This is a genomic window from Actinomadura hibisca NBRC 15177 (genome assembly GCF_001552635.1).
GTDB classification, from domain to species: domain Bacteria; phylum Actinomycetota; class Actinomycetes; order Streptosporangiales; family Streptosporangiaceae; genus Spirillospora; species Spirillospora hibisca.
Window position 1 is genome coordinate 64,585 of the sequence record NZ_BCRO01000012.1, and the last position, 20,232, is coordinate 84,816.

At 72.6% G+C, this 20,232-nt stretch carries 17 protein-coding genes; 5 read left to right on the plus strand and 12 right to left on the minus strand.

The window, feature by feature from the left end; translation table 11 throughout:
* Positions 1–3: 3 nt before the first annotated feature.
* The 8 genes from AH6_RS06380 to AH6_RS06410 all read right to left on the minus strand — a co-directional run bounded on the left by AH6_RS06380 (position 4) and on the right by AH6_RS06410 (position 9,786).
* Entirely contained in the window at positions 4–1,206 is a 1,203-nt protein-coding gene (locus AH6_RS06380; RefSeq protein WP_067475134.1) for an FxsB family cyclophane-forming radical SAM/SPASM peptide maturase, read from the minus strand.
* Positions 1,203–2,969 carry an aKG-HExxH-type peptide beta-hydroxylase gene (locus tag AH6_RS06385; RefSeq protein WP_067475137.1) on the minus strand — a complete coding sequence of 589 codons (1,767 nt, stop codon included), beginning with the start codon at positions 2,967–2,969 and terminating at the stop codon, positions 1,203–1,205. Before AH6_RS06385 ends, AH6_RS06380 begins: the two co-directional genes overlap by 4 nt.
* Before the next feature lie 9 nt (positions 2,970–2,978).
* The gene (locus AH6_RS43475; RefSeq protein ID WP_157431300.1) at positions 2,979–3,149 is read right to left on the minus strand and encodes an FxSxx-COOH-like cyclophane-containing RiPP peptide; all 171 of its coding nucleotides are present in this window, start codon (positions 3,147–3,149) and stop codon (positions 2,979–2,981) included.
* Positions 3,150–3,468: 319 nt separating this feature from the next.
* On the minus strand, positions 3,469–3,687 hold the full coding sequence (locus AH6_RS06390) for a DUF2277 domain-containing protein (RefSeq protein WP_067475140.1): 219 nt from the start codon (positions 3,685–3,687) through the stop codon (positions 3,469–3,471).
* 243 nt (positions 3,688–3,930) lie between these two features.
* Positions 3,931–4,131 (minus strand): hypothetical protein, encoded by a 201-nt coding sequence (locus tag AH6_RS06395; RefSeq protein ID WP_067475145.1) that lies wholly within the window; start codon positions 4,129–4,131, stop codon positions 3,931–3,933.
* A gap of 425 nt (positions 4,132–4,556) precedes the next feature.
* Positions 4,557–6,074, minus strand: coding sequence for a M28 family metallopeptidase (locus tag AH6_RS06400; RefSeq protein ID WP_067475148.1), 1,518 nt, complete (start codon positions 6,072–6,074; stop codon positions 4,557–4,559).
* An 87-nt stretch (positions 6,075–6,161) separates the two neighbouring features.
* Positions 6,162–8,552 carry a M4 family metallopeptidase gene (locus AH6_RS06405; RefSeq protein ID WP_067475151.1) on the minus strand — a complete coding sequence of 797 codons (2,391 nt, stop codon included), beginning with the start codon at positions 8,550–8,552 and terminating at the stop codon, positions 6,162–6,164.
* A 205-nt stretch (positions 8,553–8,757) separates the two neighbouring features.
* Positions 8,758–9,786, minus strand: coding sequence for an alpha/beta hydrolase (locus AH6_RS06410; RefSeq protein WP_067475154.1), 1,029 nt, complete (start codon positions 9,784–9,786; stop codon positions 8,758–8,760).
* A gap of 202 nt (positions 9,787–9,988) precedes the next feature.
* Between AH6_RS06410 and fdh the strand changes: the two genes are divergently transcribed.
* The 3 genes from fdh to nrfD all read left to right on the plus strand — a co-directional run bounded on the left by fdh (position 9,989) and on the right by nrfD (position 15,119).
* Positions 9,989–13,243, plus strand: a complete 3,255-nt coding sequence (gene fdh, locus AH6_RS06415) for a formate dehydrogenase (RefSeq protein WP_067475161.1) — start codon at positions 9,989–9,991, stop codon at positions 13,241–13,243.
* A 71-nt stretch (positions 13,244–13,314) separates the two neighbouring features.
* Positions 13,315–14,154, plus strand: coding sequence for a 4Fe-4S dicluster domain-containing protein (locus AH6_RS06420; RefSeq protein WP_245679223.1), 840 nt, complete (start codon positions 13,315–13,317; stop codon positions 14,152–14,154).
* Positions 14,151–15,119 carry an NrfD/PsrC family molybdoenzyme membrane anchor subunit gene (gene nrfD, locus AH6_RS06425; protein WP_067475164.1) on the plus strand — a complete coding sequence of 323 codons (969 nt, stop codon included), beginning with the start codon at positions 14,151–14,153 and terminating at the stop codon, positions 15,117–15,119. Before AH6_RS06420 ends, nrfD begins: the two co-directional genes overlap by 4 nt.
* Here the strand turns inward: nrfD and AH6_RS06430 are convergent.
* Positions 15,100–15,729, minus strand: a complete 630-nt coding sequence (locus AH6_RS06430) for a DUF4240 domain-containing protein (protein ID WP_218005734.1) — start codon at positions 15,727–15,729, stop codon at positions 15,100–15,102. The two genes, nrfD and AH6_RS06430, sit on opposite strands and share 20 nt — an antisense overlap.
* Positions 15,730–15,863: 134 nt before the next feature.
* Here AH6_RS06430 and AH6_RS06435 point away from each other — a divergent pair, with 134 nt between their 5' ends.
* Positions 15,864–16,988: a serine hydrolase domain-containing protein gene (locus AH6_RS06435; protein WP_067475167.1), complete on the plus strand. Its 1,125-nt coding sequence runs from the start codon at positions 15,864–15,866 to the stop codon at positions 16,986–16,988.
* A gap of 66 nt (positions 16,989–17,054) precedes the next feature.
* Complete coding sequence (locus AH6_RS06440) at positions 17,055–17,729, plus strand: cyclase family protein (RefSeq protein WP_067475170.1); 675 nt, start codon at positions 17,055–17,057, stop codon at positions 17,727–17,729.
* Between the two features lie 13 nt (positions 17,730–17,742).
* Here the strand turns inward: AH6_RS06440 and AH6_RS06445 are convergent, their stop codons facing one another.
* Genes AH6_RS06445 through AH6_RS06455 form a run of 3 tightly spaced genes read right to left on the minus strand, consistent with a single transcriptional unit; the run spans position 17,743 to position 20,009 of the window.
* Positions 17,743–18,246 carry a DinB family protein gene (locus tag AH6_RS06445; RefSeq protein WP_067475177.1) on the minus strand — a complete coding sequence of 168 codons (504 nt, stop codon included), beginning with the start codon at positions 18,244–18,246 and terminating at the stop codon, positions 17,743–17,745.
* 38 nt (positions 18,247–18,284) lie between these two features.
* Entirely contained in the window at positions 18,285–19,112 is an 828-nt protein-coding gene (locus tag AH6_RS06450) for a glycosyltransferase family 2 protein (RefSeq protein WP_083982306.1), read from the minus strand.
* A 9-nt stretch (positions 19,113–19,121) separates the two neighbouring features.
* A complete protein-coding gene (locus AH6_RS06455; protein WP_067475180.1) occupies positions 19,122–20,009 on the minus strand; it encodes a glycosyltransferase family 2 protein in 888 nt (295 codons plus the stop codon).
* Between the last annotated feature and the right edge of the window lie 223 nt (positions 20,010–20,232).

A 20,232-nucleotide genomic window follows, 5' to 3' on the forward strand; every position in this document is an offset into this window, starting at 1 on the left:
GGCCTAGGAGGGTGTGCCGAGTCGGGCCAGATCGCCGAGTACGCGTGCGCTGACGTGCTCGATGAGCCGTTTCAGGTCCGCGCAGTAGACCGACGGGTTGCGGAAGCCCGCGCCGGGCCGGTAGCGGTGCGGGTAGAAGCCGCCGCCGCAGACGTCCATGACGGGGCAGGCGCGGCACGCGTCGGACAGGGCGTCCGCGCCGATCTGGCGGGCGACGGTGGTGGGATGGTCGAGCGCGGCGTCGAAGGGGTCGGCGGCGACGTGCAGGCCGGTGTGCGCGGCCCCGTCGTAGGCGGCGGCGAGCGAGTCGAGCTGCCGGATCGAGCCGTCGGTGTCCACCCCGATCAGCGAGGCGGGCAGCAGGCCCAGCGTCTCCACCGCCCCGGCCGCGCCGTACACGAGCTGGATCAGTTCCTCGAACATGCGGACCGAGGTCTCCTGCCGCACCGCCGAGTACCAGCGGTCGAACACCGCGATCAGCCATTCGCCGTGCCCGGCGCGGGGCTCGCTGCCCCAGTGCGCGTGCGGCAGCAGCAGATCGAGGGCGGGTGGCTCGAACGCCAGCAGCTCCTCGTAGGTGTCCACGGGGTCGTTGTGGACGTCGACGGTGCACAGCAGCCCGCTGTAGACGTCGCGGAACTCGGGCGAGTTGAGCAGCCGCAGCCCGGCCGCGACGCGGGGGAAGCTGCTGCGGCCGCTGGGCAGCAGCCGGTGCCGTCCGGTGGCGACCGCGCCGCCGTCCAGGCTGACGCCGAGCCGGACGCCGTGCGCGGCGAGGGCGCGCAGCAGCGACGGGGTGAGCACGGTGCCGTTGGTCTGGGCGGACATGGCGACCTCGGCGGGGACCTCGGCGCGCAGCCGTTGCACGAGGCCAGTGATCCAGTCCGCGCCCGCCAGCAGCGGTTCTCCGCCGTGCAGCACGACTTCGACGTGCCGCAGGTCGTGTGCGCGGGCGTGCTCGGCGATTCGTTGGACGGTCTGCTCGACGGTGGCGGCGCTCATCCGCCGGGGCTGGTCGCGCCAGCCCTGGTCGGCCATCTCGTAGACGTAGCAGTAGGTGCAGGAGAGGTTGCATGTGCTCTGGATCTTGAGGATGAACTGCCGGAACGGGACCGGGCGGTGTCCTCGTGCACGCTGCCGCGCCACGTCTAGATCGAGCAGGGGCCAGGGGGCGGGGTGCCCGGTGCTCAACTGCTCGGTGCTCATGCGAAGCGGCCCGCCAAATCCAGCGGATCGACCGGTTCGACGCTGCCGCTGAGCAGGGTGTGCACGTCGAAGACGAGCGGGAGGTGGGCGGTGAGCCCAGTGGCGGCCGGGGAGGGGGGCAGCCGGTGCAGGGCGAGCGCGAGGCCGATCCAGGCGTCCGGGCGGGGCTCGGGGGAGTCGAGGATCAGCTCGCGGTACGCCTTGACGGCGGTGTCGTCCGCGCCGTCGAGCAGCAGGGCGTCGGCGTTGCTGAGGGACGTGGTCGGGTTGCCCGTGTACAGCGCTCGGTAGCGGGATGGGTCCAGGTAGCGCAGGTTGAGGGCTCGGGTTCGTGCGTCGGCCACCACTTTGCGGGTGTCGGGCACGATCTCGCCTGGTGATGGTGGCGGGGCGACGGAAGTGTGGCCTTCGCGGAAGGCGTTCGCGGCGGCGGCGATCGTGTCCGGGGAGTGGTGGACGTGCCTCAGCAGCCAGGTCAGGCGGTGGTCCAGGGCGGCTTCGGCGGCGATGCGGCGGGGCTCGTCGGGGAGGGGTGCGCCGGTGAGGGCGCGGCCGTGCGCGTTCAGGACCGTCACGAAGTGTTCGCCCTGCTCGGTCAGCAGGCCGGTCGCCTTGAGCGTCCGGACGGTCGGGGCCAGCGTCGCGCGCCAGCGCGCGAACGACGCCTGCGCGTGCAGGACGGCGTCGGGCTCGGTCTCCGCCTCGTGCTGGACGCTCCAGAACCGCGCGATGCCCAGATGTGCGTAGATTCCTTGCAGGAGGCCGCCGGCAGGGCGGGGGTCCTGTCGCCAGGGGGCGTAGACCTGCGGGCCGCCCGTGCCCACGAGGGGGATCAGGTCCAGCAGGCCGCACAGTTTCAGGTGCTGGAACTCGTGCACCAGCGTCTCGGCCAGCGTCGCGACCTCGTCCGGCCACGAGGTGGCCACCGCCCCGAACGCGGCCGGGGTCGTCGCGCTCACCAGGTCGGTGGCGCGGCGCGGGGTCAGCGGGACCAGCACCGGCAGCGCCTCCGCGATGGGCTCGGCGGCCCAGCGGTGGTGCGACGCCAGCAGCCGCCACGCGTCCTGGACGCGTCGCCGCCAGCGTTCGACGTCGGGGGCGGGCATGTCCTGCGTCATGGGCAGCGAGTAGCGGTCGAGGTAGGGGTCGGCCGTCTCCAGCAGCACTTCCCAGCAGATCCCGGCAGCTTCGGCACGCACCAGCGGTGTGCCCTCCCAGTGGGGGATGGGCGGACGGGTGCCGTCGTCGGGGGTCAGCAGGGTGCGGTTCAGGGTTAGGTGCTCGCCGAAGGCGACGGTTTCGGCGTCGCCGCGCACGTGGATCCAAGGGCGGTCAGTGCCGAGGCGTGCTGCGCCGAGGCCCGGCAACCTGACGCGTCCCTCGTGCACCGGCACGTCCAGCGCGAACGGCACGCCCGCCCGCACGGCCGCGGCGGCGGCCAGGCAGGCGAGCTGCGCGAGGTCGATCGGCGAGCCCCGGTCCAGATGCACCAGACAGTCGTGCGCCCACGACCCCAGGTGCGGCAGGCCCAGCAGCCAGGCGTAGGCGTCGGGGACGGCCTCCTGGACGCGGGCGAGCAGGTCGAACGCGTCCTGGAAGGCGGCGGCGCCCGGCCTGCCCGCCGCCGCCCCGGCGATCGCCCACACCATCAGGACGTGCTTGCTGCGCTCGGCCTCGCGCAGGCGTCGCAACACCCCCGCGTCCCCGCCGCCCGCCGCGAGCGCGGTGAAGTCGGCGACCGGCAGCCGGTGCCCGGTGATCACGGCGCGGGCCTAGATCCGCGCGTTGAACGAGCTGAGCGGTGTGCCGGTCTCGCGCAACCGGCGCCGGTACAGGGCGATCGACCGGGCCAGCGGGGAGTCGCCCAGCTCGGCGAGCCGGTCGAGGGGGACGTCGCGCAGGTCGGGCAGCGCGGTCTTGAGATCCGGGCGCGGCGGGGTCATCGGCTTTCCCGCGGAGGCGTGCCGGGAAGGGACGGGCCGGAGAAAGCCGGGCCGGAGAGGGGCGAGCCGGTCAAGGGCGAGCGCCACCGCGCGGGAGTCACTGGGCCATACTGGAGCAACCTAGCGTGGTGGGGCCGCTCGCGAACCGCCGAGCGGAATGATGGGCATAGAGTCATGCCCTTTTCCGGGGATAGTGGCCGCCGATATTGGACGGCCGTGTGACCGGGGTGGCCCGGCGTTCAGTTCCCGATGGGTCCGGCTTGGCGCGGCCGGTTTGGCGCGGCCCGGTCCGTCGAGACGCGGACGGCCGTCGCGGGCGTCAGGCCGGGCGGCGGCCCCGCACCTGTAGCGAGTCCAGCAGCGTGGCGGTCGCGGCGGCGATCTCCTCCACGGCACGGTCGAACGCCTCGGCGTTGTGGGCGGCGGGCGCGCGGAAACCGGAGATCTTGCGGACGTACTGGAGCGCGGCGGCCCGCACGTCCTCGTCGGTCACGTCCTCGGTCATCGGCGGGCGAAGGGTCTTGATGCTGCGGCACATGCCGCCATTGTGACCCCCGCCACCGACAGTCCGCCGTCCCGGGAAAGTGTTCGGCCCCCGGCACCAGGAGATCCGGTGCCGGGGGCCGTGCGGGGGGCGGTCGAGAGGGGGCTGGGGGTAAGACCGTACGGGCCGGGCCGAGAGTCGTCCCGTACGGCCCGTCTCACCTCACGCGCTCGCGGGGACCGCCGGGCTCACATGGGAGCTGTGGCGGAGGGGCCGATCCGGTCCCCGCGGGGCGCATCACCCGTACGAGCCGGTACGGCCGTACGAGCCGGTGCGTCCGTAGGAACCGCCTTCGCGGCCGTACGAACCATCGCGTCCGTACGAGCCGCTGCGGCCGTACGAACCGTCATCGGTGGCCGCCGAGGCGTTCGTCACGGGGACGAACACCGTCGCGGCGGCGGCGAGCGCGGCCAGGGCGAGCGCGGTAGGGCGTTTCACAGGGGTGCTCCTTCCGGTACCCGGCCCGCGGCCGCCTTGTGGGCGGGAGGGTCCGCCGGGCCGGGCGTTCGACTGTGGAGGGGGACCCCGCGGTGGTGCTCACGCGGATGCGGCCGGGCGGGGGCGGCCGCATCCGCGAGCGTTCCGAGGCGGGGACGTCGCGGTGCGCTGGGGCGGGGTTCCGATCCGTTGTCTTGGAGAGGGGGACTCATCCGGATGAGCTGAGCAGCAGTGCACCGTGATATCCGGCCCGTGTCAATGAATCCATTCGCCACTGGATTTTCAATGCCGGAGCACAGGCCGTCGAATGTTCTGAAAAGCGGCGCTGAGCTGCGGCGGGAGTGGTGGCGTCGGGTCATCGAAGGGGCCGTTCCTCGGGGTTTTTCACATCGCCTGTACGGGGAATTCGCACCGGCGGGCGGTGGTCAGGACCTGGTGATGGTCAGGTTGTCCACGCCCGCCTCGACCAGGCTCGCGGTGCCCGCGTCGGCCGCGTCCACCAGGATGCGGACCGACTGCCCGGCGTAGGCCGACAGGTCGGCGTTCGCCGTCTGCCAGGCCGCCGCGCGGTTGGTCGCCGAGGCCGTCTGGTTGAGGACGGTGGTCGAGCCGTTCGGGCCGACGACCCGCACCCGCAGGTAGTCGGTGGCCGAGGCGTTGTTCAGGTGCCCCAGGTACCAGGAGAACGACAGCCGCAACGTCCCCGCGGGCAGGGTGATCGGCGCGGACTGGATGCTGGTGGTGCCGCCGTCCAGGTCGTTGGTCCCGGCGTCGGCTCCCGCGCTCGCGCCCGTGACCAGGGACGATCCGGCGAGCTGGAGCGCGGTCCCGCTGTAGGTGGTGGCCTGCGCGGTGGCCCGCTCGAACCTGCCGGAGGTGGCGGTGTCGGTGCCGCCGGGGTTGGCCGTCCAGCCCTTGTCGGTGGCGAAGTCGTCGCTGTAGACGGTCTCGCCGGGCGGGGTGCCGGTGCCGCCGAGCGTCCACACCGCGTAGGCGATGGCGTCGGAGTTGCGGTCCAGCGCGGTGTCGTTGATGTTGCTCGTGGTGTCGCAGGAGGCGTGGTAGCAGCGGTCGAAGGCGGTGCCCGCCGTGCCGCCCCACAGTTGCGCCTGCGCGGTGGTCTTGCGGCCCTCGGCGCCGGTGAACATGCCGCCCGCCGGGATGCCGTAGCGGATGAAGCCGCCGTAGTCGGAGCGGCCGTCGAAGGCGGTGTCCTGGACGGTCACGCCGATCGAGGAGAAGTAGGCGCGCAGCGTGCTCTCGATCTCGGCCGAGCCCGCCGGGCCGCCGCTGCCGCTGGAGCCGTCGCCGTCGTAGGCGAAGTAGCCGGGGTTGGGCGAGCCGACCATGTCGAAGTTCAGGTAGCCCTTGATCTTGCTGCGCTCGGCCGAGGGCAGGTTGGCGGTGTAGTAGTTGGAGCCGAGCAGGCCCAGTTCCTCCGCGCCCCACCAGGCGAAGCGCAGGTGCTTGGCGGGCTGGAGGCCCGCGCGGGAGACGGCGAGGGCGGTCTCCAGGATGGCGGCCGAGCCGGAGCCGTTGTCGTTGATGCCCGGCCCGGCCGTCACGCTGTCCAGGTGCGCGCCGGTCATGAGCACCTGGTTGGCGTCGCCGCCGGGCCAGTCGGCGATGAGGTTGTAGCCGGTCGCGCCGCTGGCGGTGAACGACTGGATCGTGGTCTGGAATCCGGCGGCGTCCAGCTTGGCCTTCACGTAGTCGAGCGAGGCGCGGTAGCCGGGACGGCCGTGGGCGCGGTTCCCGCCGTTGCTGGTCGCGATCGACTGGAGTTGCGTCAGGTGGGCCTTGACGTTGGCGAGCGGGATGTCGGGCGCGGCGGCGGCCGTCCTCGGCGCGGCGGCGTTGGCGACCGTTCCGCCGGTCAGCGCGGCCGACAGTGCGGTCGACAATGCCAGGGCGACCGCGCCCGCGAGCACACGGGATCTCATGGGTTCCTCCGGGGGGAAGGGACCGGTCCGGGGCGGCGGAGCCCAAGGGGGAGGGACTGATGGGCGCCGCCGCCCCGGACCGGGCGATCAGGAGCTGGTGATCTGGACGTTGTCGAGGGCGCCCTCGACGAGGCTGGCGGTGCCCGCGTCGGCGACGTCCACCACGATGCGGACCGACTGCCCGGCGTAGGCCGACAGGTTCGCGGTCGCGGTCTGCCAGGCCGCCGCGCGGTTGGTGGCCGAGGCCGCCTGGTTCACCACGGTGGTGGAACCGTTCGGGCCGACGACCCGCACCCGCAGGTAGTCGGTGGCCGAGGCGTTGTTCAGGTGGCCCAGGTACCACGACAGGCTGAGCGACACGGTGCCGCTCGGCAGGGTGATCGCGGGCGACTGGGCGCTGGTGACGCCGCCGTCCACGTCGTTGGCCCCGGCGTCGGCCCCGGCGCTCGCGCCGGTGACCAGCGTGGTGCCCGCGAGCTGGAGCGCGGTGCCGCTGTAGCTGGTGGCCTGCGCGGTGCCGCGCTCGAACTTCCCGGAGGTGGCGGTGTCGGTGCCGCCGGGGTTGACCGTCCAGCCCTTGTCGGTGGAGAAGTCGTCGGTGAAGACGGTGCCGCCGGGCCCGCCGCCGCCGACGGTGAGGGTGTAGGTGGCGGTGCGGTCCACGCTCGCGCCGTCACCGAGGACCGTCAGGGTGTAGGTGCCGTTGGGCGTGCCCGCCGGGACGTTGACGGTCATGGTGGCCGACTGCCCGGAGGTCACCGTCGCGGGCGAGAACGTGGCGGTCGGGCCGCCGGGCGTGCTCGTCGCCGACAGCGCCACCTGCTGCGCGCTGCCGCCGGTGGTCTGGGTGCTGACGGTCGCGGTGACCGAGCCGCCCGCCTGCGCGCTGCCCGAGGTCGGGCTGAGCGACAGCGAGAAGTCGTTCTGCTGGGTGCCGCAGGACGCCTCGCCGGACTGCGCCGGGACGCTGACGGCGCTCCAGGCCGCCTTGACCGCGTTGCACTCGGTCGCCGAGCCCGGGAACAGCTGCACGGCGGCGTTCACCGTCTCCAGCCGGGCGCGGGCGTGGCTCCAGGCGGTGACCTTGCGGTTCAGGCCGCCCATGAAGATCTGCCCGGCCTTCTGGATGCCGATGCCGGTCACCGTGGAGCTGTTGCAGGTCGGGCTGGAGGGCTTGCCGCCGCCCGGGTTGGAGCCCTCGGCCAGCAGGTAGAACCAGTGGTTCTGCGGACCGGCCGCCGCGTGCACCTCGGTGCTCGGGATCGAGGAGGAGTAGCAGTTGGGGTCGCCGACCGCCGACGGGTTGTACATGTTGCGGATCGGGCCCTGGCCGACCAGGTCCACTTCCTCGCCGACCAGGTAGTCCGGCGGGTCGTAGGCGGCGGGCTCGTTGATGTAGTGCTCGGTCAGCGCGCCGAAGATGTCGCCGGCCGACTCGTTCATGCCGCCCTTCTCGTTGCCGCTGCCGCCGCCGGAGCCGCCGGGCGTGGTCTGGAAGATGGCGTGGCCGTACTCGTGCGCGACCACGTCCACCGAGGTGGCCTGCCGGGTGTTGGCCTGGTTGTGGCCGAAGTTGGTGTAGCTGCCGTTCCAGTAGGCGTTGACGTCGGCGAGGCCGACGCGGGCGGGGAAGCCGCCGCCGGAGCCGTTGATGCCGCTGCGCCCGAGCCAGGCGCCCAGCATGTCCCATTCCTTCTGCGCGGCGTACAGCGTGTCCACGCACGCGGTTTCCAGGTTGGTGCCGCTGCCGTTGCCCCAGGCGCTGTCGGGGCCGGTGTAGGCGCTGCCGTTCTGGCCGCCGCAGCGCAGGCCCGAGCGGTTGGGGTCGGTCATGGAGGTGGGCTGGGTGCTGATGTCCACGGTGCCGTGGTAGTAGCTCTGGTCGTCGGCGGCCGGGGTCACCTCGTCCCAGGTGCGCGCGACCTCGCCGGACGCGGCGTCCACGTAGACGTGCAGCTTGGCGGGCTTCTTCTTGAGGGTGCCGGTGACGATGACCTCGTACACCAGGCGGCCCTTGCCCTCGGCGAGCACGGTGAGCTTGGGCGCGCTCGCGCCGTCGGCCTTGGTGAGCTCGGCGCGGGCCGTCGCGGTGGCCTTGGCGGCGGGCAGCGACGGCTTGGTGCCGACGTCGAGCTTGCCGGACTGGGCGACGCTGGTGCTCAGCACCGCGCCGGTCTTGTTGGTGACCACGACGAAGTCGCCGCCGTAGACGGGCAGGCCGTCGTAGGTGCGCTCGTAGGACACGTACTGGAGGCCGCCGGCGCCCGACACCACGCCGGTGCGGACGACCTTCTCCTCGGCCGCCTTGCGGAAGACGGCGGGCTTGGCGACCACCAGGCGGTCGGCGGACGCCGCCGCGACGGCCCGGGGGTCGGGGGCGGGGGCGGCGGGGGCGGAGGGTCGGGCGGCGACCGGGGCGGCCGTCGCCAGGACGAGACCGGCGGCGATCGCCGCGGCCCCGAGGGAGGGGGATCTCACAGGGGTCTCCTGCTGCGTTCCGGGAGGGACAGGGGGTCATCCGGATGAGCTGTGCAGAAGTAGACCCCGGTGGGGGGTTGTTGGCAATAAATCCGCTTAGTACTGGATTTTCAATGCCTGTCCAATGCGGGGTGAACGGCGGGCCCGGCCGGGGTGAACACCCGGGCGGGCCCGCCGCCGACGTGCGGGACGCGCAGGGCGCGCGTCAGGGCGCGATGCGCGCGCAGAGCCAGGCCAGCGCGAGCGGGTACCGGTAGTCGATGCCGCCGTGCGCGGCGTCGAACAGCTCGAAGTGGATCACGTCCTCGCCGACGCCGTTGTCCAGGAGCGCGCGCCGGAACGCCTCCGCGCCGACGTCGAGGGACCACTCGTCGCGCGTCCCGGCGTCGATCCAGATCGCCCGCTGCGACCGCAGCGCCTCGGCGTACCGGGACGCCATCCGCACGGGGTCCACTGCCAGCCAGCGTTCCCACACCTCCGGGCGCATGACGCCGGTGACGGTGTCGAACGGCAGCTCGGGCGTGCCGTCCTGGCGGGCCGAGTAGCAGGCCGCCATCGCGTAGATCTCCAGCATCTTCTCGTCGCCCGGTTTGGTGAACGACACCCGCGAGCGGAAGTCGTCCCACCAGCGCGCCGGGTCGCCCTCGTAGTCGCGCAGGATGCGGACGACGCCGGGGAAGTCGCCCTGGTAGGCGTACTCGAACAGGGCGTCCCCGGCGTGCGTGGCGAACGCGCCGAACAGGTCGGGCCGCAACATCGGCGTGATCATCGCGCCGTAGCCGCCGCTGGACTTGCCGCTGATGGCGCGGTGCTCGGGCGCGTCCAGCGTCCGGTAGCGCGCGTCCACCCACGGCACGACCTCGTCGCACAGGTAGGAGTGGTAGCGGCCGGTGCCGGGGGAGTCCACGAACTGGCTGCCGCCGTAGGAGGTCCAGGTGTCGGGGAACACCAGGAGGGCGGGCGGGGCCTCGCCGCGCGCGAACACGGCGTCGGCGGTCTCGGGGAACGGCTGCCGGAAGGGCGCGCGGTTGCGCCACATGGCGGTGTGGCCGGTGAAGCCCTGGATGACGTACACCACCGGGTAGCGGCGGTCGGGGTCGTCGTCGTAGCCCGGCGGGACGTACACCGTCAGCGGCCGGTCGGCCGGGTCCTTGAGCGGGTTGTCGCGCAGCAGGGCGCTGCTGATGACGTGCTCGTCGAGCCGTCCGGCGAGGTCGGCGGACCAGGGCAGCATGGCGGACTCCTTCGTTCGCGGCCGGATTCCGACGTTATCCGCCGGGACCGTCACGTTTCGCGCCAGGACCGTCCGGGAGGCGGGCTTCCCCGCCGGCTGTTGAAATCTGGGCAAACCCCCGCGTGGTCGGCGGGGGCCGCGGTTGGTCGCCCTCGCGGCGGGGTAAGCGCCGGGTGTTGCGCTACTTGGCTGGGGGTGGCTCGTGGGGCTGCGCACGTGGATCGACGGTTGGCCCGTGTACAAGCAGGTCACCGGGCAGGACAAGCTGGGACGCGGTGCTGCGGCCAAGTCCGGCCACACGGCCGAGCGGCAGTCGAAGATCCAGACCGCCGACCGGGTGGTGAAATCGGTCTGCCCCTACTGCGCGGTGGGTTGCGGCCAGAAGGTCTACGTCAAGGACGAGCGGGTCGTCCAGATCGAAGGCGACCCCGACTCGCCCGTCAGCCGGGGGCGGTTGTGCCCCAAGGGCTCGGCGACCCTCCAGCTCACCACCGGGGACGCGCGCCGTAACAAGGTCCTCTACCGCCGCCCGCACGCCGCGGACTGGGAGGAGCTGGACCTCGACACCGCCATGCGGATGGTGGTGGACCGCGTCCTGGACACCCGCGCCGGGAACTGGCAGGACACCGACGACGAGGGCGCCCGCGTCAACCGCACCCTCGGCATCGCCAGCCTGGGCGGCGCGACGCTGGACAACGAGGAGAACTACCTCATCAAGAAGTTGTTCACCGCGCTCGGCGTCGTCCAGGTGGAGAACCAGGCGCGGGTCTGCCACAGCGCGACGGTGGCGGGGCTCGGCACCTCGTTCGGGCGCGGCGGCTCGACGATGTTCCTCCAGGACCTCCAGAACTCCGACTGCATCGTCGTGCAGGGCTCCAACTTCGCCGAGGCGCACCCGGTCGGCTTCCAGTGGGTGATGGAGGCCAAGGCGCGCGGCGCGACGATCATCCACGTGGACCCGCGCTTCACCCGCACCAGCGCGGTCGCCGACGTGCACGTGCCGATCCGCGCGGGCTCCGACATCGTGTTCCTCGGCGCGATCATCAACCACGTGTTGCGCACCGGGGCCTACTTCCACGACTACGTGGTGTCCTACACCAACGCCGCCACCCTCGTGTCGGAGGAGTTCCGCGACACCGAGGACCTGGACGGGCTGTTCTCCGGCCTGGACGCGGAGTCCCGCAGCTACGACTCCGACAGCTGGCAGTACGAGGGCCAGCACATCGTGGCGGCGTCCGGCGAGCGCGACTCCGACTACGGCAAGGGCCGGTCCGACGAGGACCAGCCCTCGGTCGCCGAGGCCGGGCGCAGCGAGAGCCACGGCGCGGGCGGCGCGCCCCTGGACGAGGACGAGCCGCGCACCGACCCCACGCTGGAGCACCCGCGCACGGTGTTCCAGATCCTCAAGCGCCACTACGCCCGCTACACGCCCGAGATGGTGGAGCAGGTGTGCGGGGTGCCGCCCGAGCTGTTCGCGAAGGTGTGCGACGCGCTGGTCAGCAACTCCGGCCGCGACCGCACCAGCGCGTTCGCCTACGCGGTGGGCTGGACGCAGCACACCGTCGGGTCGCAGTACATCCGCGCCGCGAGCATCCTGCAACTGCTGCTGGGCAACGTCGGCCGTCCCGGCGGCGGCATCCAGTCGTTGCGCGGGCACGCCAGCATCCAGGGCTCCAGCGACATCCCGACGCTGTTCGACCTGCTGCCCGGCTACATCCCGATGCCGCACGCGCACCTGCACGAGGACCTGGACTCGTTCGTCGCCGGGGACGCCGCCAAGAAGGGCTACTGGGGCAACATGCGCTCCTACGTGGTCTCGCTGCTGAAGGCGTGGTGGGGCGACGCCGCGACCGCCGACAACCAGTTCTGCTTCGACCACCTGCCCCGGCTCACCGGCAGCCACAGCACCTACGACACCGTGCTCGCGCAGATGGACGGCGTCTGCAAGGGCTACTTCCTGATGGGCGAGAACCCGGCGGTCGGGTCGGCCAACGCGAAGATGCAGCGGCTCGGCATGGCCAACCTGGACTGGCTGGTCGTGCGGGACTTCTCGCTGATCGAGAGCGCCACGTGGTGGAAGGACGGCCCGGAGATCCAGAGCGGCGAGCTGCGCACCGCCGACATCGGCACCGAGGTCTTCTTCTTCCCCGCCGCCGCGCACACCGAGAAGGCGGGCAGCTTCACCAACACCAACCGCATGCTCCAGTGGCACCACACCGCCGTCGAGCCGTCCGGCGAGGCGCGCAGCGACCTGTGGTTCATGTACCACCTCGGCCGGATCATCCGGGAGCGGCTGGCGGACTCGACGGCGGCGCGCGACCGGCCCGTCCAGGAGCTGACCTGGAACTACTCGACGCACGGGCCGCTGGACGAGCCGTACGCCGAGGAGGTGCTCGCCGAGATCAACGGGCACGGGCCGGACGGCGCGCCGCTGTCGTCCTACGAGCAGCTCAAGGACGACGGCTCCACCACCTGCGGCTGCTGGATCTACTGCGGCTCCTACGCCGACGGCGTCAACCAGACCGCCCGCCGCAAGCCCGGCGACGAGCAGGACTGGATCGCCGCCGAATGGGGCTGGGCGTGGCCCGCCAACCGCCGCATCCTCTACAACCGCGCGTCGGCCGATCCGGACGGCAAACCGTGGAGCGAGCGCAAGGCCCTGGTGTGGTGGGACGAGGCCGAACGCAAGTGGGTCGGGCACGACGTCCCCGACTTCAAGGCCGACAAGGAACCGTCCTACGAGCCGCCGGAGGACGCGCAGGGACCGGCGGCGCTGTCGGGCACCGATCCGTTCATCCTCCAGGCCGACGGCAAGGGCTGGCTGTTCGCGCCCGCCGGGCTCGTGGACGGGCCGCTGCCCACGCACTACGAGCCGCAGGACTCCCCGTTCGAGAACCCGCTGTACGGGCACGACCGCAACCCCGTCCGGCAGGTGTTCGCGCGCAAGCACAACCGGTACCACCCCACCGGCTCGGAGGTGTTCCCGTACGTCGTCACCACCTACCGGCTCACCGAGCACTTCACGGCGGGCGGGATGACGCGCTGGTCGCCCTACCTGGCGGAGCTGCAACCGGAGTTCTTCTGCGAGATCTCCCCGGAGCTGGCCGCCGAACGGGAGCTGGAGCACGGCGGCTGGGCGACGATCGTCACCGCGCGCAACGCGATCGAGGCGCGCGTCATGGTGACCGAGCGGATGGCGCCGCTGCGCGTGCAGGGCCGGACCGTCCACCAGATCGGCCTGCCCTACCACTGGGGCCCCAACGGCTACACCACCGGCGACGCCGCCAACGAGCTGTCGGCCATCAGCCTCGACCCCAACGTGCACATCCAGGAGGTCAAGGCGCTGACCGCCGACATCCGCCCCGGCCGCCGCCCGCGCGGCCCGGCCCTTCCCGACCTGGTCCGCGACTACCAGCGCCGGGCCGGAATAGACCAGCACACCGGCATGGAGGTATGACGATGGGCCGCATCTCCGGTCCGCTGCACGACGTCGCGGGCGACGCCGGTTACGAGAACCACCCGCAGCGCATGGGGTTCTTCACCGACACCTCGGTCTGCATCGGCTGCAAGGCGTGCGAGGTCGCGTGCAAGGAGTGGAACGCGATCCCCGAGGACGGCCTGACGTTCACGGGCATGTCCTACGACAACACCCAGGGGCTGAGCGCCGACACCTGGCGGCACGTGGCGTTCATCGAGCAGCGCAAGCCGCTCGGTATGCAGGACCCCGGCATGGACTACGGCGACGTGGACTACAGCGGCGTCGACGTTCTGGGCCTGGCAAGCGAAAACGACGCGCGGGGCGACTTCCGCTGGCTGATGGCGTCGGACGTGTGCAAGCACTGCACGCACGCCGCGTGCCTGGACGTGTGCCCTACCGGCGCGCTGTTCCGCACCGAGTACGGGACCGTCGTCGTGCAGTCCGACATCTGCAACGGTTGCGGCTACTGCGTGCCCGCCTGCCCCTACGGCGTCATCGACCAGCGCAAGGACGACGGCCGGGTCTGGAAGTGCACGATGTGCTACGACCGGATCTCCGACAACCTGGAACCGGCCTGCGCCAAGGCGTGCCCCACCGATTCCATCCAGTACGGCCCGCTGGACGAGCTGCGCGAACGCGCGGCCGCGCGCGTGGACCAGCTCCAGGAAGCGGGCGTGCACGACGCGCGCCTCTACGGCGACGACCCGGACGACGGCGTCGGCGGTAACGGCGCGTTCTTCCTGCTGCTCGACGAGCCGGAAGCCTACGGCCTCCCTCCGGCACCGGTCGTCACCACAAAGGACCTGCCGTCCATGTGGAAGCACGCCGGTGCGGCGGCCGCGACCCTGATCGGCGGGATGGCCGCCGTCTACGCGTGGAGCAGGCGATGAACGAGACCGAGGTGACTCCTGGGGGCGAGCGCGACCAGCGTCCCGGCCGGGAGGCGGTGCCGGGGGCCAAGGGCGGCCGCGAGCGCCTGATGGTGCCCAAGGCGACGCCCGACTCCTACTACGGCCGCCCCATCATCAAGCAGCCCACCTGGCGGGCCCTGAACATCGCGGGCTACCTGTTCCTGGGCGGCCTGGCGGGCGGCTCGTCGGTGCTCGCGCTGGTGTCGGAGCTGACCGGCCGCCACGCCATGGCCCGCGCGGGCAAGATCGGCGCGCTGGCCGCCATCGGGGTGTCCACCGGCGCGCTGATCGAGGACCTGGGCCGCCCCGAGCGCTTCGTCAACATGTTGCGCGTGTTCAAGCCGACCTCGCCGATGAGCATGGGCTCGTGGATCCTGCTGGCCTACGGCCCCGCCGCCGGGGTCGCGGCCGTCACCGACGTGACGGGCCTGTTCCCGCGCGTCGGCCGCGCCGCCACCGGCTGGGCCGCGCTCACCGGGCCCGCCGTCGTGTCCTACACGGCCGTGCTGATCTCCGACACCGCCGTGCCCGCCTGGCACGGCGCGTACCGGCAGATGCCGTTCGTGTTCGCCGGATCGGCCGCCGCGTCCGCCGCCGGGCTGATGCTGGTGGCCGCGCCCAGGAACCAGACCTCGCCCGCGCGCGGCGCGGCCGTCCTGGGCGCGACCCTGGACCTGACCGCCACCGCGCTCATGCAGCGCGCTCTGGGCGACGTGGCCGAGACGCAGCGAAAAGGCCGCGCGGGCACGCTGATGCTCGCCGCCAAGGTCCTGACCGCCGCCGGAGCCGTCGGCGCGACGCTCACGCGCCGGTCGCGCGCGGGCTCGGCGCTGTCGGGCCTGGCGCTGCTGGCCGGGGCGGCGTGCACGCGCTTCGGCGTCTTCGAGGCGGGGAAGGCCAGCGCCGCCGACCCGCGCTACACGGTCATGACTCAGCGCCGCTGAACAGCGCCGCCAGCCGGGGGAGGCGGCGGAGCGTCTCGGCCTCGTCCTCGACGTCCCAGTCGTCTCCCTCCGGGCGCGCGGGCCGCGCCGTCCGCTTGAGCGCGGCCTCCATGGCCGCGTCGAACGTGCCGGCCTCGCCGCGCGCCCGCCGGTAGGCGTCGCGCGCCGCGTACGAGAAGCCCTCGCAGCCGAGCCAGCCCCGGCCCTCGATACCCATCCGCCGCACCACGGGCAGGTCGGCCAGCGAGTCGGGGTCGGCGACGGCCCGCTCGAACGCCGCGCGTCCCTGCAACATCAGCCCGGCGCGGAAGTCCATGAAGCCGTCGTCGCCGCAACCGCCCTCGATGAGGTAGGCCGCGTTCCACAACGGCCGCCGGTAGGCCGAGTCGGTGATCGCGACGTACCGGACGTCGAACGCGACGATGTCCTCGGGCGACAGCCGCGCCAGCCGCTCGGTCACCGCCTCCACCAGCGGATCGTCGGCCGCGTCCCGGTCGTCGGCCGCGTCCCGGTCGTCGGCCCGTGCGCCGACCGCCGCCCGCGCGTCGTGGACGATCCCCCACCAGCGCTCGCCGTCCATGCCCTCGCCCGTGCCTTCGCCCAAGCCCATGCCCGCATGATGGCAGCCGCCTCCGACAGTCCGGGGTGTACCCAGGTACACCCCGCCCCCGGTGTTCAGGCCCATTAACCGGAGCGTGCCGCGCCGACAGAGTTGATCACGTCGACCCCGACCGAGGAGAACACATGCGACGCGCTCTCACCGTCACCGCCCTGTCCGCCGCCCTGACCGCCGGTCTGGCGGCCCCCGCCGCGACCGCCACGACCGCCATCCCTGTTTACGGCGTTAACGCAGCCCTGCCGCAGCCGCACGGCCTCCAGGCCGCCGCGAACGACCTGGTCGCCGCCGGGCAGCCCGGCGTGATCATCATGTCCCGGCGCGGCGGCCGCGTCGCGCACGCCACCGCCGGGGTCGCCGACCAGGCCACCGGCGCCCGCATGGACCCGCGCCTGCACGTCCGCGTCGCCAGCGTCACCAAGACGTTCACCGCGACCGTCCTGCTCCAGCTCGTCGCCGAGCGCAAGGTCTCCCTCAACGACACCGTGGACCGCTGGCTGCCCGGCCTGGTGCGCGGCAACGGCAACGACGGCCGCGAGATCACCGTCCGGGACTTGCTGGGCCACACCAGCGGCCTCGCCGAGTACGTCCTCGACCCGCGCATCCGGACCGAGCCCCGCCGCGACTGGAAGCCGGAGGAGCTGGTCGCCATCGCGCTGGAGCAGGCCCCGTCCCGCACCGCGACCTACAGCAACACCAACTACATCCTCGCCGGGATGATCATCGAGAAGGCGGGCGGCCACACCTTCGCCGCCGAGCTGCGCGACCGCATCCTGCGCCCGCTCGGCCTGCGTCACACCTCGCTGCCCACCGACCGCTTCTTCCCCGGCCCCTACGTGCACGGCTACTGGGGCGACTACGGCGACGTCAGCACCGAGGTGAGCCCGTCCAGCGGCTGGACGTCCGGCGGCGTCATCTCCACCGTGGACGACGTGGCGCGCTTCCACCGCGCCCTGTTCACCGGCCGCCTCCTACCTCGCAAGCTCCAGCGCGAGATGACCACGACCCACACCGTCAAGGACGGCGACACCCGCTACGCCTACGGCCTGGGCGTCGCCAAGGAGCGCCTGTCCTGCGGCATCGCGTGGGGCCACGACGGCGGCTGGCCCGGCTACCGGACCTGGACCTACACCAGCGCCGACGGCAAGCGCCAGGCCGTCATCACCTACAACCAGTCCAGCGCCGAACTGGAGGCGCAGCCCCGCTTCCAGGCCGCGCTGAAGAAGGCCGCCGAGAAGGCGTTCTGCGGCTGACCGCCCCGCGCGTTCGCGCAGGTGAAGCCCGCGAGACCATGGGCTTCCCCCGCAGATCGGAGACCAATGAACCAGCAGCAGGCGTCCGGCGCGTTCGTGGAGCTGAACCACGTCGTCCGGGACGGCATGCGCACCGCGCCCAACCTCCCGGAGCCCGCCGTCAGCCCCTACCTGACGCGCGAGGCGTCCCGCGAGATCTACGCGCCGGGCACCGAGTTCACCATCGACCGCATCAGCATGGTCGGCGGCACCGGCACCTATCTGGACGCGCCGTTCCACCGCTACCCGGACGGGGCCGACCTCACCGGCGTGCCGCTGGAGCGCACGGTGGACCTGCCCGCGATCGTCATCGACGTCCGCGACGCGAAGGACGCGATCGGTGTGGAGATCCTGGAGAAGCACGACGTGCGGGGCGCGGCGGTGCTCCTGTACACCGGCGACGCCGAACGCTTCGACACCCCGGCCTACACCGCCGCCCCGCGCTTCCTGACCCGCGCCGCCGCGTCCTGGCTGATCGAGCAGAACGTGGTGCTGGTCGGCATCGACGCGGCCAACGTGGACGACACCGGCGACGGGCAACGTCCCGCGCACACGCTGCTGCTGGGCGCTGGCGTCCCCATCGTGGAGAACCTGACCGGCCTGGATCTGCTGCCCAAGACGGGGGCGCGCTTCACCGCCGTGCCGCTGCGCGTCGCCGGCTTCGGGTCCATCCCGGTCCGCGCCTTCGCCCGCCTCCCCTGACCGGCGACCCGGCTCACTCCCCGGTGGAGCCGTCGATCCGCTCGCGCAGCAGGTCGGCGTGGCCGTTGTGCCGCGAGTACTCCTCCAGCATGTGGCAGAGCACCCAGCGCAGCGAGACCACGCCCGTGCGGTGCAGGCCGGTGACGGCCAGCGACTCGGCGGCGGCCACCATGGCGCGGGAACGCTCGCACTCGGCGCGCCAGGCCGCGAACACCTCGTCGGGGTCGGCGTCGGCGGCGTCGAAGGCGGGCGTGCCGTCCGTGCCCAGGCCCCAGGGGCGCGGGCCCGCCGCGCCGCCCATCACCTTCTGGAACCAGTTCCACTCGACGTCGGCCATGTGCCGCACCAGGCCCAGCAACGTCAACGTGGACGGCGGCACGGCGGGTTCGCGCAACTGCTCGGTGGTCAGCCCGGCGCACTTCATCGCCAACGTCTCGCGCTGGTAGTCCAGGAAGGCGTGCAGCGTGGCCAGCTCGTCGCCCTCGCGGGGCGGTTCTACTCTGTCGTCTTTAAGCATCGTGGCTGATCGTAGCGCCGGGCCGAACGTGGTTCGCCTCAATAAGCCGCGAGGCTCGCCCGCGCCGCCTCCACCGCGTGGGGAACCGGACGGCGCGCCCGCGCCACCACGGGCAAGGTCCGCACGGCGTCAGCCAGACCACGACGGCCGTGCGGCGTCCCCATGCTGGTCAGGGCGATCCGGCCGAGCGCGGGCAACGGGCGGCGCAACCACGCGGTGAGCAGCCGGTTCCGGACCTCCAGCCGACGACGACCCGCCGGATCACGCCCGTGGACCGACGGGTGGTGATGGACGATCAGCTCCGGCACGTACGCCAGCCCCAGCCCCGCCGCCGCGAGATCGAGCGCGAGCAACTCCTCCTCGCCGCCGAAGTGCAGCACCTCCGAGAAGCCCCCCACCGCCAGGAACGCTTCCCGCCGCACGATGATCGAGCACGCCAGGAACCCCAGGATCGACGGCCCCGGCAGGTCGGCCGGGCTGCCCAGCGGCGCGCGGGCCATCAGGTCCGACACCGGGTCGACGGCCTCCTCCGGCCCGACCAGGACCCGCGCCGCCAGCAGCGCCGTGCGCGGGTGCCCGTCCATGAGCGCCACGGCCTTCCCCAGCGAGCCGGGCGCCCACCACGAGTCGTCGTCGGCGAAGGCGACGTACCGGGTGTCGGCCGCGCGCACCCCGAGGTTGCGGGCGGCGGCCCCCAGGTTGCGGGGCGACCGGACCACCCGGGCCCCGGCGGCGAGCGCCGCCTCGGCGGTGTCGTCGGCCGAGGCGTTGTCCACCACGATGACCGGCGCGTCATGCTCGCCCAGGCTGCGGCGCAGCTCCGGCCCCCGGTCGCGGGTGGCGACGACGATCGTCACATCGGACACGCGTGTCTCCTAGCTGACATAGCGGCGGGCACGTGACCTGCGCTGCGGCCCCTCCAGCGTGCGCAGCCGCGACTCGACGCCGGGCGGCACCGGGACCCGCTCGCGCAGCACCCACGGGATGCCCGCGGCGGCCTCGACGAGGGCGTGCGCGGTGATCCGGTCGCGCGGGACCGTGCGCAGCAGCCCGCCGGTGCGCCGCAGCGCGCTGCCGACCGGGCGGCGCAGCCACGTCGTCCACAACGTGTTGCGGATGCCGTGGCGGCGGCGCAGGTGCGGGTCGCGCAGCGGCGACGGCTGGTGGTGCACGACGACGTCCTCGGCGTAGCAGAGCTGCCAGCCCGCCGTGAGCAGGTCGGCGGCGAGCAGCTCCTCCTCCCCGCCCAGCCACAGGCGCGGCGAGAAGCCGCCCACCGAGCGGAAGGCCGAGGTCCGCAGCGCGGACGCCCCCGCCAGGAACGAGCCGAGCGCCGGCCCGGGAAGCCAGGACGGCCCCGGGACGGGCGAGTCGCGCAGCTCCGGCACGATCGGGTCCTCGACGCCGCCGGGCTCCACCAGGATGCGGCCCGTCACCACGCCGATCCCCGGATGGGCCTCCAGCAGGGCCGCCGCGCGCGGCAACGCCCCCGGGGCCCACCAGGTGTCGTCGTCGCAGAAGGCCATGTACGGGGTCCGCACGTGGTCGGCCGCGAGGTTGCGGGCCACCGCGCCGAGGTTGCGGGGCGCCCGGAGCAACGTGAACTCCGGGAACCGCTCGGCGACGGCCTCGGCCGACCCGTCCTGGGAGGCGTTGTCCACCACCAGCACCGGCGGCTTCTCCGGCAGGTCCCGCAGTCGTCCGAGGGTGGCCAGCAGGCTCTCGCGGCGGCCGTGCGTGATCACTACAACACTGCACTGCATGAGGTTGCTGATACCCCGGCCGTGCCTTGCATATGCGATTTCTTCTGCTATCTCACAGTATCAGGCAGTACCACTGTTACTTATCTGATGGCAAAGCCCGTCAGAACCGTCGTTTGCTGCTCTAAGCGCGGGTAGTAAGCATTTCGGGCGATAAGAATTCCTCGCATTTATTGCGACGTCGACCCGTGAGGACCCCGCTAGGCCAGCGGTTCCGGCCGATTTC